Origin of the sequence: Sphingomonas sp. Leaf343 (assembly GCF_001423765.1) — a bacterium.
In the GTDB taxonomy this organism is placed as follows: Bacteria; Pseudomonadota; Alphaproteobacteria; order Sphingomonadales; family Sphingomonadaceae; genus Sphingomonas.
The window spans coordinates 335,237-347,666 of record NZ_LMPG01000013.1 but is presented as its reverse complement, the minus strand read 5'-3'; the positions used below and the strand labels follow the sequence as shown (position 1 = coordinate 347,666).

General features: G+C 64.5%; 12 protein-coding genes. 2 read left to right on the top strand and 10 right to left on the bottom strand.

What is annotated here, in order from left to right:
* Window positions 1-145: 145 nt before the first annotated feature.
* From ASG07_RS12735 to ASG07_RS12705, 7 genes are all read right to left on the bottom strand, one after another.
* Entirely contained in the window at window positions 146-1,972 is a 1,827-nt protein-coding gene (locus ASG07_RS12735) for a methyl-accepting chemotaxis protein (RefSeq protein WP_055846992.1), read from the bottom strand.
* A complete protein-coding gene (locus ASG07_RS12730; RefSeq protein WP_055846987.1) occupies window positions 1,972-4,014 on the bottom strand; it encodes a TonB-dependent receptor plug domain-containing protein in 2,043 nt (680 codons plus the stop codon). Before ASG07_RS12730 ends, ASG07_RS12735 begins: the two co-directional genes overlap by 1 nt.
* Window positions 4,011-4,529: a YfiR/HmsC family protein gene (locus ASG07_RS12725; protein WP_156361855.1), complete on the bottom strand. Its 519-nt coding sequence runs from the start codon at window positions 4,527-4,529 to the stop codon at window positions 4,011-4,013. Before ASG07_RS12725 ends, ASG07_RS12730 begins: the two co-directional genes overlap by 4 nt.
* A gap of 492 nt (window positions 4,530-5,021) precedes the next feature.
* Window positions 5,022-5,792 carry an SDR family NAD(P)-dependent oxidoreductase gene (locus ASG07_RS12720; protein ID WP_055847212.1) on the bottom strand — a complete coding sequence of 257 codons (771 nt, stop codon included), beginning with the start codon at window positions 5,790-5,792 and terminating at the stop codon, window positions 5,022-5,024.
* Between the two features lie 40 nt (window positions 5,793-5,832).
* Window positions 5,833-6,129: a YciI family protein gene (locus ASG07_RS12715; RefSeq protein ID WP_055846981.1), complete on the bottom strand. Its 297-nt coding sequence runs from the start codon at window positions 6,127-6,129 to the stop codon at window positions 5,833-5,835.
* A gap of 30 nt (window positions 6,130-6,159) precedes the next feature.
* Window positions 6,160-7,140 (bottom strand): alpha/beta fold hydrolase, encoded by a 981-nt coding sequence (locus tag ASG07_RS12710; protein ID WP_082474781.1) that lies wholly within the window; start codon window positions 7,138-7,140, stop codon window positions 6,160-6,162.
* 43 nt (window positions 7,141-7,183) lie between these two features.
* Complete coding sequence (locus ASG07_RS12705) at window positions 7,184-8,023, bottom strand: oxidoreductase (RefSeq protein WP_236694672.1); 840 nt, start codon at window positions 8,021-8,023, stop codon at window positions 7,184-7,186.
* A gap of 128 nt (window positions 8,024-8,151) precedes the next feature.
* On the opposite strand from ASG07_RS12705, the gene ASG07_RS12700 reads away from it, so the two are divergent.
* Window positions 8,152-8,745 (top strand): TetR/AcrR family transcriptional regulator, encoded by a 594-nt coding sequence (locus ASG07_RS12700; RefSeq protein ID WP_055846973.1) that lies wholly within the window; start codon window positions 8,152-8,154, stop codon window positions 8,743-8,745.
* 16 nt (window positions 8,746-8,761) lie between these two features.
* On the opposite strand, the gene ASG07_RS12695 is transcribed toward ASG07_RS12700, so the two are convergent.
* Both ASG07_RS12695 and ASG07_RS12690 read right to left on the bottom strand, forming a co-directional pair.
* The gene (locus tag ASG07_RS12695) at window positions 8,762-9,160 is read right to left on the bottom strand and encodes a DoxX family protein (protein ID WP_055846970.1); all 399 of its coding nucleotides are present in this window, start codon (window positions 9,158-9,160) and stop codon (window positions 8,762-8,764) included.
* Between the two features lie 180 nt (window positions 9,161-9,340).
* A complete protein-coding gene (locus tag ASG07_RS12690; RefSeq protein WP_236694671.1) occupies window positions 9,341-9,967 on the bottom strand; it encodes a DUF1349 domain-containing protein in 627 nt (208 codons plus the stop codon).
* A gap of 138 nt (window positions 9,968-10,105) precedes the next feature.
* Between ASG07_RS12690 and ASG07_RS12685 the strand changes: the two genes are divergently transcribed.
* Window positions 10,106-10,657 (top strand): TetR/AcrR family transcriptional regulator, encoded by a 552-nt coding sequence (locus ASG07_RS12685; protein ID WP_055846963.1) that lies wholly within the window; start codon window positions 10,106-10,108, stop codon window positions 10,655-10,657.
* Between the two features lie 91 nt (window positions 10,658-10,748).
* Here ASG07_RS12685 and ASG07_RS12680 read toward each other — a convergent pair whose 3' ends face one another.
* Window positions 10,749-12,191, bottom strand: coding sequence for a porin (locus ASG07_RS12680; protein ID WP_055847204.1), 1,443 nt, complete (start codon window positions 12,189-12,191; stop codon window positions 10,749-10,751).
* Window positions 12,192-12,430 lie beyond the last annotated feature (239 nt).

Below are 12,430 nucleotides of genomic sequence, written 5' to 3'. Positions count from 1 at the left end.
CCCGCCGATGCTGCCAGGCGGGTTGTGCAACACCGCCCCGAGGGGCACCATACTAACCCCGGACTCCAGTTATGACTGGTAGAGCTTTGGGGAACACGTCAGAGCGCGAGGCTGCGCATCAAACACGCTTTCCGCTCTGCCGGTGTCACCGCTCGCAGACCTTGCGCATGAAACTCTGGGCATCAGCGGAAAGCGAACACAGAGTAGCCGCTAAAGTGGAACTGGCCAATCGTAGCTCCGATACGGCCGCAAGCCTTGCCTCTACAGATTCAGTCACGCTTGCGCTGGCTTCCGAGAGCATATGAGATCGTGCCTGTACCGTATCGATTTTAGAGTTGAGCTGATCTACGGAGCTTGTCTGCGCTCGTGACATAGTGGATACCCGTTCTGTCATATCGTCCATGTCGGGAATAAGGGCGATGAGGCTGCTCGTGCTTGATACGACGGATCCGATCCGATGCTGCATCAGGCGGATTGTGTCGCGTACATTGATCGTCGAGGAACTTGTTCTGCTCGAAAGCGACTTGATCTCCGCCGCAACCACCGAGAAGCCAGAACCAAGATTACCGGACCGAGCAGCCTCGATCGAGGCGTTCAAGGCCAGCAGATTCGTCTGCTTGGCGATCGCGTCGATCAGGTCCACGATCTCCGCGATCGTTATGGCCTGACGCTGGGAATCAGCGACCGCGTCGGAGGCACTGGAGGCATGTTCCGTTATCTGGAGTGCAGCCCGCCGTGTTTCTTCAGCCTCGCGATCGATGGCGATAAACGTGCTGGCGAGCGACTGGGTCGCCAATCCAGCCTCTTCCATGTCGTCGGTGAACAGCTTGCCGATCTTGCGCAGCTGACCCGCGAGCTGCCGGTCCTGATTGGCGGCGGCGCTCAAATCCTCGGCGCATTTGTCCAGATGAATCATGGCATGTTGCGCCGAAACTATTGATTGTGAAACCTGCTCTTCGAATGACTGGGCCAGAGTGGCGAGACCATGAAGCCGTACTCTCTCGGCCTCGTCGCGCGTGTGCCGGATCTCCTCCAATCGTCTTTCGTCCAGGCGCTTTGAATGGTCGCGTAGCGCTGCCGCCTCGACTTCAAGCTGCTCGGTATTACAGCGTTCACGGTGAAAGCTCTCCAGGGCGACGACCATCTGACCGAGTTCGTCGTTTCGCTTGAGCGCAACGAAGTTCGGCGGCGTGCCGCGCATGACCGCGTCCGTCGCGGCCGCGATCGTCTGGATCGAGCGCAACGTGGATCGGCTGATGATGAAGGCCATGAACAAACCCAGCGCGGCGAAGGCCAACGATCCCGTAATCATCAGCTGCATCGTGGTATGGGAATTGGCCATCGATGCCCTGGCATTGGCTTCCGCTTGCCGAACTCCGCCGTCCGCCATTGCCCTGATTCGCTGTTCCACCCGGCTTGCGTGACTGCGAAAGGGGGCCACCATGGCGGCGCTGCTTGCGAAATCGATCTCGAGCATCGACGATATGACGGCGACCGTCGCGCCGTAGCGGTCAAGATCGTCAAGGACAGCGTCGACGTTTTGCCGGTGCACGGAATGACTTTTGCCGAACGTCTGCAGTTCGCGGCGCACCGCCGCCAGGTCGCGGGCGATGATCGCGGCTGGTGCCCGGACATCCAATGCCGGGTTCGCGGCCTTTGCCACCAGCAGCCGGTAGAGCGAGGAATCGACGGTCTCAAACTCCAGCGCCACATTCTTGAGCTGGCTGACGTCGCGCATGTCTCCGTGGACGATCTGATTGACGTTGCGATCCGCCAGCAGCAGTGCGCTGGCACTGATCGTCACGATGAAGATCACCAGCGTCAGCATCAACAATGGCGTGGCCGCTACCTTGGTCACCATCGACCGGTCAGCGAGGCGGAATCGCCGTTCAATCATGGTGACGCAGTGCAAGACGAGGTGCCGGATCGGCACGCAACGCAGGCTCGATTGCGGGCTGATCAGGATTTGCATCAGAGGGTCACGCGCAATCCGCCGCGGATACGGCGGTCGGCCGGGATCGGCGACACCGCGGCGCCCCGCGCGAGCGACAGGTTCTCACCTGCGGCGAATACTTCCACCCGTTCCGACAGGTGCAGCCCGATACGGGTATCCAAGGCAATGGACGGATCGACGTCGAACAGCTGGACCTTGGTCACCGATACCGCCGGCGCGAATGCGAACTGGCGCGTCGCGCTGGTGTACCGGGCAAGGCCGGTCAGGGACCACCGGTCACCGGCGTCGTAACCGACTTCAAGGTTCGCCTTGTGCACCGGCGTGGTGATCCTTGGTGAGAGCGGGACAGGCGCGGCCGGATCGAACGCGCCGAACGTGCCGCGTGTGTGGGTCCAGGTGTAGTTCGCCCGCCAGCTGATCGCTTCATGACGCCCCGAAACCGACAGTTCGGTACCGTAGGTGACGTAGTTCCCGGCGGAATAATAGCGTTCGACGATCGTCGGCCCTGGCGTGAAGATCAATTCGGCCCGGTCGATCGATCCCTCGGTCGGCGGCGCGATCGTGCCCGTGGTGCGGGTGTAGAAGGTGGTGGCCTCCCCACGAAGCCCGCCGCGCTGATGGCTGTAGCCGATCTCGGCGCTCCAGGTGCTCACCGGCCGGATTGTCGGTGATCCCGCGACGATGACGGTGAACGGCGGCGGCACCGGAACCTCCAGCCGGAAACCGTATATGACCAGCGACGGCAACTGGTAGCCGCGGCCCCCGTTGATCCGCAGCATGCCATCGTCGCTCGTCCGCCATAGCAGTGACGCGTTGAAGCTTATCCGGTTGAATTCGCGTGCATAATCCCGCGGTGCGTTGACAGCCGGCTGGGCGATTGCACCGAACTGATGCAGCCACAGATGATCGAGACGAACCGCGGCAGTCGTCGTCACGCGGTCGGTCGGGTTCAGGTCGAAGATCGCATTCGCCGAAGCCACGTCATAGACGATGCCACGCGAATATTGCGCGTCGCTGATGAGGCGGTTGTTGCGATATTCCACTCCAAGCCGCAAAGCGTCGTCGCCGTGGAAGCGGTACAGGCTCGATGCCTTGACGTTCACGATGCGATTGGCGAGCTTCAGGCTGCGCGTCACGCCGCCGATGCTGCCGTCCGTGCCGTAATGGGCATCCAGCCAGTTGACGAAGCCGTTGAGAGTCAGGCCACCCCACTCAGTGTCATGGGTGACGTTGGCGTGCACATTGCCACTCTTGTAAAGCTGGTTCGACAGCAGTTGCGTCGGGAGGAATTCGAGCTGTCGGTTGACGGCATAACCCCCACCCACCGTCAGCATCGTCGCATCGATGCGACCATTCAACTCGGTCGCAACGTGATCCGCCTCGACATCGAAGCGTTGGCGGCCGACGATCGCGGCCGGAGTGGCGCGCTCGTCTTCACGCTGCCGTCCGGCGGTGATCTTGGCCCCCACCGAGTCGCTGACCGGCAAGTACAGCGATCCGGCGATCCTGTTCCAGCCGTGGCTGCCCGCACTGGCGGTCGCCCGCAGCGTCGGGGTCGTTCCCGGCCTCCGCGTGACGATGTTGACCACGCCGCTGGCGGCGTTGAAACCGAAAAGGGCGCTCGCGGGGCCGCGGACGAGTTCGATCTGCTGAATGTCCTCATTGGCGACGGACAGCAGGTTCCAGTCGGTCATACCGTAATGGTCGAGGTACACCTGTCGCCCATCCACGAGCACCAGCAGCCGGGCATTGTACGTCTGCACTCCACCCCGCACGGCGACGTCGCTTTGCCCTGCGGTCCAGCGATTCACGTCGATGCCCGCATAACTTTTCAGCAGGCCGGGAACATCGCGCGCGGGCGACCGCGCGACTTGTTCGGCGGTGATGATGATCGTCGAACTGGGCAGTTCCGATCCACGGAGCGGCTTGCCGGTGACGCTGGTGGTGACAGGCTCGCCGATCACCGCCTGCAAGGCGGAATAGTCGACGGTTTGCGCAAAGGTCGGTATCGGTGCGGCGAGCGCGACGGCAGCAAGATACGCGCTACGATGCACGATCATATCTCCTTGACCAGCATAAGAAAGGCTGAGCCGAACCGGGCCTTCACCGCCCGGGCGGCAGATCGGCTGACGGTGATCTGGACCCGGGTTCCGTTTTCGATGCCGACAACGCAGCGGGCGGTCAGGACGCAGGATCGATCGGAGGTGATCGTGACCACGCCATGCCGCGTTGCGACCGCTGCGATCTGGTCGTAATCGGCGCGCGTTCCGGTCGTGACGAACGCGACGCGATACCCCTTCAGACTGTCCAGCGCGGTGACGGGAACGCGGCGAGTGCGGATAGTCGCATTGCCGATCGAGATGCCGCTACCCACCGCACGTTCAATGGCCGACGCCTCGGCAAGCGAGGAGGTATTGTTCGGCTCGAAGACGATTGCCGCTGGCACCTCACCGGTCGGGGGCGGCAAAAGAAAGGCAAGAATGCGGACCGCGATCGGAACGCTGAGTTCACCACGAGATGCAGACGACGTGAGCCCAAGGGTCGCCGCTGCAACCCCTATGAGCCACCCTCTCATGGTCGAAGACTCTGGCGAGACACCGCCGACCCGTCCCGGTCGATACGGCCATCAGCGTAGCGGAGCTTTGAGAAGGCGGCCCGCAGAGAGGCGCAGTATGCCTCGAAGTAGCGACCGGCCATCGAATTTTCATGTGAGCGGCTCATGAAAGCCGGTTTCGCTGGAAAATGTTACTATCCCGTTATCCCTTTTTGTAAGTCGATCGTTTGTCGACGCTATCTGCTGTGGCCGTCGGCGAGGATGTGGCAGTTGCGACGCGGGCGGCACGCCTCCCGCGTCGCGTCGCCCACATAGATATCCCCCCGCTGAACCCGCGAGAGGGGCGTCACGCTTGATCCACCCGACCGCTGGTGCCGTCATCGAGCGCTTCGACGGCCGCCTCCACGATGCGTGCCTGTCCGCGCATCGGCTCCGCCGCTCGGATAAGCTGCCGACATCAGCATCCTCCGTCGCGACCGACGCGCATCGGCCAGCCATGGCGCGCGGCATGGTCTAGGTGCGGTAGCGCGCCGCCGGTTCGGCGTTGGTGAAGCCTGCGGCGAGCGCCCCGCGTGCCTGTTCGAAGGCGTCCCATGCCGCCACGTCCGGCACCGGCGGGATCGTCACCAGTTCCTTGCGGTCGAACCCGATCAGCGCCGCATCGACCAGATGATCGACCTCCATCACGCCGGGGACGCCGCTGATGTCGCCGCCGGCGCGGTCGTAGATCTCGGTCCGGGTCGCCGCCGGCAGCACCGCCTGGATGTAGATGCCGTTGCCGGCATATTCGGCATGCAGGCTCTGCGAGAGGGTCATCAGGTAGGATTTCGTCGCGGCATAGGCACCCGGACCATATTCCGGCAGCAACGCCAGCACCGATGCGATGTTGACGATCGCGCCGCCACCCCGCGCCACCATGCCCGGCAGGACGGCGTGCGCGAGGAAGGTCGGGGCCAGCATGTTGAGGTTCAGCATGCTCGCCACCTTCGTGCGATCCGCGCCGAAGCCGCCGAGCACGGCCATGCCGGCATTGTTGACGAGGATGTCGACCGGCGCGCCCTCGCCCAGCCGGGCGTAGACCGTCTCGAACGCCGTCGCGTCGGTGAGGTCGACGACCAGCACCTCGACCCCGACGTCATGCGCCTGCCGCAGTTCGGCGGCGAGCGCCTCCAGCCGCGCGGCGTCACGCGCGACGAGGACGAGGTCGTGGCCACGCGCGGCGAGGCGGCGCGCGTAGACGGTGCCGATGCCGCTGGAGGCACCGGTGATGAGGGCGGTCGTCATGATCATATCCTTGAAGAATGGGCAGGGGCCGGAGTGGCGGTCAGTCGCGCGCCTTCAGGCTCAGCATCGGGAAATGCTCGTAATGGCCGGCGCCGTTCTTCACGATCGGGTCCTGCGAGGTGAACGCCTCGATCTCCTGATCGTCCTCGATGCGGTAGAGCGACACGCCATAGCCGCCGTTCGGGTCCATCACCGGCCCGTGCGCGACGATCAGCCCTTTCGCGAGCAGGTCGTTCATGTACGCGCCGTGCTGGCCCATCCACGTCTTCTCGTCGTCGGTCATCGTCTGGAGGAAATCGGCACGCGGCGGCAGGTACTTGCAAAGATAGTATTTCATCGTCTCGGTCCTTGGATGCGAGGAGTGGGGTCAGGCCTTCTTCGTGTCCCTGATGAAGGCGGCGATGTGCGCGGCGGCCATGTCGGGATACTGGAAGTGCGCGGCGTGGCCGGCGCGCGGATAGGTGATGAGGCTCAGCGTCGGGAACTGGCCGTTCAGCGCGTACCAGTTCTCCACCGGGAAGGAGAGGTCGCGGTCGCCGTTCAGGTGCAGCATCGGCACGTCGGTGTGCTTCAGCGCGGTCAGCACCTCGTTCGACGGGAACACCGGGTTGGGCGGGGTCCGCGGGGTCTGCGCGACCGCCCACACGGCGGGGATGTCGGGGCTGCGCGGGTTCGACGCGGAAAAGATGCGGTCGAACGACGCCTTCGACGCAGCGCGGCTGGCGGCATCGTCGGGGTCGAAGAACATGCCGGTATATTGCTCCAGCGTCGCCTTGTCCTGCATCGCCAGGTCGTAGAAGCGCTGGTCGCCGGGCTTGACCAGCGGGACCGGCGGGGTGCCGGCGATCAGCACCGCATGGGTGACCGAGGCGCCGAACATCGCGACATAGATCTGCGCGACGATCGCACCGAACGACCAGCCGCCGATCACGACATCCTTCAGGCCGAGCGCGTCGATCAGGTCCTTGGTGTCCTTGACCAGAGCCGCCGGGTTATACGACTTCTCGCCGGTCGACAGGCCGAAGCCGGAATGGTCGAAGGTCACGACCTGGAAACCCTGCGCGGCGAGTGCGTCGATGAACTTCGGGTCCCACAGGCCGAGCACGCCGCGGAAGCGGTGCGCCAGCACGATCGGCTTGCCCTTGCCGGTCGAGCGATAGGCGAGCCGGCGGCCGCCGACCTCGACGAACCGGGTCGGCGACGATGCGGCCGCGGGCGCGAGACCGGCGACGGCCGCACCGGGCAGTGCGAGCGCGGAGAGGGTGGCGACGCCGGCCACGCCGGCCACCAGCGCCTTGCGGCGGCTCGGGTCGGCGATCACGGAGGAGTCGGTATCGTGGCGTGTCATGTCGATGGTCCTTCTATGCGGGTAAGTCGGGGGTGGGCGGGGGTCAGTCGATGACGCCCATCTGCTTGCGGAAGCTCTTGGCGAACATCTTCTCGGGCACGAACCGGCGCATCATGCGCAGGCGGCCGGACGTCTTGCCGGGGGTGTAGCGCACGTCCGGATCGGCGGCGGTGGCGGCGAGCACGACCTTGTCGGCGACCGCCTCGACCGGATCGCCGTTGGCGATGCCGTTGCGCCACGTCGCATTGGCGGCGGCGCGGCCGGCGTCGTAGACGGACAGGATGCTGTCGGGCGTGTCGCCATTCTCTTCCAGCGCGGTGCGGGTGAAGGCGGGTTCGACCAGCGCCACGCGGATGCCCAGCGTGCGCAATTCGTGATCGAGCGATTCCGAATAGCCTTCGACCGCATGCTTGGTCGCATTGTAGAGCGCGGTGTACGGGCCGGGCAGGAAGCCGGCGACCGAGCTGATGTTGACGATGCGTCCGCTGCCCTGCCGCCGCATGATCGGCAGCACGGCGCGGGTGGTGCGCAGAATGCCGAACACGTTGATGTCGAACAGCGCCTGCGCCTGCGCGAGCGAGGATTCCTCCGCCGCGCCGATCAGGCTGCGGCCGGCATTGTTGACCAGCACGTCGATCCGCCCCGCCTGGCCCAGCACCGCGTCGATCGCCGCCGCGACCGACGCATCGTCGGTGACGTCGCAGGCGAGCATGTGGATGCCCTGGCGCACCTCGCCGGGGCTCGCCCGCCGGCTGGTGCCGAACACGCGGAAGCCGGCCCGGACGAGCGCAAGGCCCGTGGCGAGCCCGATACCGCCGGTCGCGCCGGTGATTAGAGCGACCTTCTGCCCCGTCTGTGATCCGCCATGTGCCATAGCCAACATTCCCTGATCGATCGAGCAGTAACGATTACGCTCGTCATCATTGGCTAATGCGTATGACCGTTATCATTGTCAAGCGCGCTTTTTTCAGGCAATAATCGGTGGACGATCATCATCAGGCAGAATGCAGCATGAAACTCACCAGGGACGCGGTCGAAGCGAATCGCGAACGCGTCATCGACACCGCGGCGACGCTGTTTCGCGAAAAGGGCATCGACGGGATCGGCGTGGCTGACCTGATGAAGGCGGCGGGCATGACGCACGGCGGATTCTACCGCCAATTCAGGTCGAAGGACGATCTGGTCGTGCAGGCGGTAAGCCGCGCCTTCACGCAGATGAGCGCGGAGATCACGGAGCGGTTGGCGAACAGCGATCAGCCGTTCGCCGCCCTAGTGCGCCACTATGTCTCCGATCATCACCGCGACGATCCGGGGCACGGGTGCAGCCTGGCGTCGCTGGCGACCGACGCGGCGCGTCACGACGATCCGGCGCTGCACGAGGCGTTCGGCGGGATCGTCGCCAGCTATCTCGACCTGCTGACCGGACTGGTTGCCGGCACGACGCCGGAGGCGCGGCGGGCTGCGGCGATCGCGGTGCTGGCGGAGATGATCGGGTCGGTCGTGCTGTCGCGGGTCGTGCCGGATCAATTCGTCGCGGGCGAGATCATTGATACGGTCGCGACGGACCTGATAGAACGACATGCCGCGAAACACTCGCGGCCCTGAGACGGCTGGATATCGGTTATCGCTTCAAGCGGCTATCGACGCTCCAGCTACCCGCGCCGACGAACGCGAAATAGAGGAACACGAAACAATAAAGGATGGCGGCGTCGCCGCCGTTGACCACCGGATAGATGCTGCCGGGCGCGTGAAACAGCCAATACGCGACAGCCATTTCGCCCGAGAGCAGTAACGCGATAGGGCGCGTTCCCAATCCGACGACGATCAGCACCCCGCCGACGAGTTCGAGCACCGCGCCGGCCCACATCAGCGAGAACGCCGCCGGAAATCCTCGCTCGGGAGCGACGGGGAATCCGACGAGCTTCTGGAGACCATGGGCCAAAAAGGTCAATCCCGTGACCACACGCAATACAGCCAAAGCACAAGGCGCATAACGCTCAAGAAAACGCAGCGAAAACATATCTACCCCCCCAAATTCGATCGTGGTTCGTCGTTGGAAGGGCCGTCGGCCCCGTGGGGGGTGCCGCCAGCGACGACCGCGATCACCCTGTTACCGATCGTTACACTGCAGGATTAACGCGTCCGACATAATAGACGCCGCCGCCCGGTGCCACATTCTTTTCCGGTCAGGCCGCTCGCCTCAACTCAGGTCGTGCAGGTCTTTGCCCAGCGGTGCGGTGATCGCGAGATCGGATAAGCGGACCTGCAAGCCGGCGCGCTCGGGCGTGCAGGCCAGCGGCCCGACCCGATACGACGACGCGACCGGAAACGGGGCAAGCCGGACGAGTGGCCAGGTCTTGCCGTCCGCCGAGACCTGAAGCCTCAGCACGCCCTTGGCGACGGTCGCACGCATCCAGAAATCCTTCGGATCGCCCTCGTATGGACCTGTTCCCCAATCCGACTTACCGTCGGTCAGCACGCTGCTCAGCATCGCACGCCCGTCGGACAGTTCGATGCCCGCCTTGACCCAATGCCGCTCGTCGACGCGGATCATGATTCCGGCCTGATCGTACAGCTTGTCGTACGTGCCGCGAACGCGAAGCTGCGCAGTAAACGCGGCCGGTGCAGTGAAGCCGAGGAAGTGGCCGCTATCGCGGATGAATCCGTAATGCGTCTCGCGCCAGAAATCGCTGTCCTTATCGGTCACCATCAGCAGGTCGCCGGCCGAATCAACGCTCCAGCGTTTAGGTTCATTCAGCCAGCGGCCATCGCGGCGGCCCAGTATGGCCGTGTCGGCGGTATTGGTCTGCGAGGCAGCGCCGGCCATGGCCGGCATCGCCAGCGCCGCCGCCCCGCTGATGACGGAGCGTCGTGACATGATGGGATCTGCCATGCTTGTTGATCCTGCTACTACGATAGATGGTGGTGTACATATGTACACAAATCACGCGGCAAGGGAAGCTTGATGGCGGAACGATCTGCCGGGAACGATCCCGGACGGCGGCAGCGGATCGTCGATGCAACGCTGCGTGTAATCGCTGAATACGGCGTTGCAGATACCACCCATCGCCGGATTGCCGCGGAGGCCAACGTGCCGCTCGGATCGGTCACCTATTATTTCGCGTCGCTGGAGGCGCTGATGACCACCGCTTTCCTGCAATTGGCGGCACAGGCATCGGATGGGTTCGCCGCACGGCTGGCGCAGGCGATCAATCGGCGGGACGCGCGCGCGGCGGTGATCGACATCATCGCGGATTCGGTCTGGGCCGAACCGCGCACGCTGCTGCTCAGTTACGAACTCTACGCTTTCGCGGCACGTCACCCGCCTGTCGCCACGGTGATGCAGCAATGGATGAACAGTAGCCGCACCGCGCTGGGCCGCTTCTTCGATCCGTTGACCGCGCGGGCGCTGGACGCACTGGTGGAGGGGATCGGCATCCATAACTCCATCGACACCGAGCCGCTCGATCGCGATGCGATCCGGACGATCGTCGAACGGATCACGGGCGTCGACTGAGGCCCCCGAAGCCTGCGGCCGAAGGTCGCGTGACAAAGCTGCATCCCTCCTGCCGCTTACAGGGAGCATTCCCTGTAAGCGGCGGCGCGCGTCAGTAATTCCATTGCAGCTGGGTGCGGATCAGGTTTCCCTCGGCCGTGCCCAAGCGACGTTCGTCCGCTTCGGTACGCTGCATCCGGGCATAGGCGATCGTGATTTCGATCGGCGGTACGGGCTGAAACTCGATGCCCAGTTCGAATTCGTCGGTTTCCAGTCGTGGACTGTTGGGCAGGGCCTTCCAGCCGCCGCGATATCGCTGCCAACGGGCATAGGGCATGAAGGCGCCGAGTGGCGACCGGGGTACGCGGGCCATCGCCTGGATATAGCCGCCGTTCAGCGGTCTGGTGGTGATCGCCTGCAGGACGCGATCATATTCGGGGCCGCGCCCCCAGTTCCATTCCGCCTGGAAGCCGATCGGTTGCGGATAAAAGATCGCATGGAATCCGGCGCGCTCCTCACGGAAGGCGACGGGACTGACGCCGCCGGCGCGTAGTTCAGGCTGAACGTCGTTGCGCAGCGCCGCGGCGCCGACTTCGAGCACCTGCCCGGCGAATCCCGCACCCAGCCCGTCGAGTTCGAACGGCCAGGTAGCGAGGGCTACGGTCATCAGGCCGTCGTTGGTTTCCGTGCGGTTGATGCCCTGGCCGTTATAGACGCCGATCCCGAATGCCCCATAATTGCCGAACAGTTTCTGGCCGTCGTTCGCCAGCCGCTTCCAGATCCGCTCGGCCCTTAAGGGTGTGTAATAGGCGACGATCCCGATGTCGCGTTCGCTCGGCACCGCACTGTTGATGCCGTCGCTGCGGTCGAGCGCCAAGCGGTTGGACGAGGACTGCATGTTCTCCCACCCGTACGGCACTTTCGACTGACCGAAGCGCAGGCGGAGGCGTTTGTCGGGATCGATGACGGTGTCGACATAAGCGTCGCGAAGCTGTGCGAACCCCTCACGCCGCTCGCCGCCGGACTGGTTGCTGACGCTGGTCGCGAAATCGGGCTGGAAATAGAAGGATACGCGGTCGTTCAGATCGCCCTGCAAGACGACGCGGATACGCCGGAAGGTGAGGCCGGTGTTATCGCCGATGCCACCGTCATGCACCGACCGCAGGCGCGATATGCCGGCAGGCGCGGCGCGATCGCCCGAGAGGATCTCGTTGAAGCGCAGCTGCGTGTAGCCGCGCAGCAGGATGCGGTCGGACCAGAGTTTGTGACCCGTGCCGCGGCGCGCGAGCGAGGCGGGACCCTGCGCGAGTTGCGTGTTGCCGGGCATCGTCCCGGCGGGTGCGGCCGGACCCGTGGCAGCCGTTTGCTGCGATGTTTGCGCGATCGGGCGGGCGGGGGCGGGCGCGGCCCCACCAGCCGCCTGCATCCGCGCGATGGTCGCCTTGAGCTCGTCGATCTGGCGCTGGAGGTCCTGCACGGTCTGCGCGTGGGCCGGGAAGGCGGGCATGGCGAGCGATCCGAAACCGGCCATCGCCACCAGCAGATTTCGTGGCATGGCCGTCATCGCTCTTGTTGGGCGGGTTCGGATGCGAGCCGCCATCGTTGTCCGTGTTGCAGTTTTGCGACGCCAATATGACGATCCGGCGTCTGACGGCAATCCGTTCCGTCGTTCCGCAATCGGGGCGTTGACCCATGGCCTGCCCATTATTGACAAAATGCTTTTGTTATTAGACCCTTGGCTCAGCGCCGATGGTTCGCGAACGAGATGGGTCGAGGCGCAACGGGAGGGGGTGA

Excerpts from the sequence above, each read along its gene's own strand:
- ASG07_RS12735 (WP_055846992.1), bottom strand. The coding sequence starts at position 1,972 with ATGCAAATCCTGATCAGCCCGCAATCGAGCCTGCGTTGCGTGCCGATC.
- ASG07_RS12730 (WP_055846987.1), bottom strand. The coding sequence starts at position 4,014 with ATGATCGTGCATCGTAGCGCGTATCTTGCTGCCGTCGCGCTCGCCGCA.
- ASG07_RS12725 (WP_156361855.1), bottom strand. The coding sequence starts at position 4,529 with ATGAGAGGGTGGCTCATAGGGGTTGCAGCGGCGACCCTTGGGCTCACG.
- ASG07_RS12720 (WP_055847212.1), bottom strand. The coding sequence starts at position 5,792 with ATGACGACCGCCCTCATCACCGGTGCCTCCAGCGGCATCGGCACCGTC.
- ASG07_RS12715 (WP_055846981.1), bottom strand. The coding sequence starts at position 6,129 with ATGAAATACTATCTTTGCAAGTACCTGCCGCCGCGTGCCGATTTCCTC.
- ASG07_RS12710 (WP_082474781.1), bottom strand. The coding sequence starts at position 7,140 with ATGACACGCCACGATACCGACTCCTCCGTGATCGCCGACCCGAGCCGC.
- ASG07_RS12705 (WP_236694672.1), bottom strand. The coding sequence starts at position 8,023 with ATGTTGGCTATGGCACATGGCGGATCACAGACGGGGCAGAAGGTCGCT.
- ASG07_RS12700 (WP_055846973.1), top strand. The coding sequence starts at position 8,152 with ATGAAACTCACCAGGGACGCGGTCGAAGCGAATCGCGAACGCGTCATC.
- ASG07_RS12695 (WP_055846970.1), bottom strand. The coding sequence starts at position 9,160 with ATGTTTTCGCTGCGTTTTCTTGAGCGTTATGCGCCTTGTGCTTTGGCT.
- ASG07_RS12690 (WP_236694671.1), bottom strand. The coding sequence starts at position 9,967 with ATGGCCGGCGCTGCCTCGCAGACCAATACCGCCGACACGGCCATACTG.
- ASG07_RS12685 (WP_055846963.1), top strand. The coding sequence starts at position 10,106 with ATGGCGGAACGATCTGCCGGGAACGATCCCGGACGGCGGCAGCGGATC.
- ASG07_RS12680 (WP_055847204.1), bottom strand. The coding sequence starts at position 12,191 with ATGCCACGAAATCTGCTGGTGGCGATGGCCGGTTTCGGATCGCTCGCC.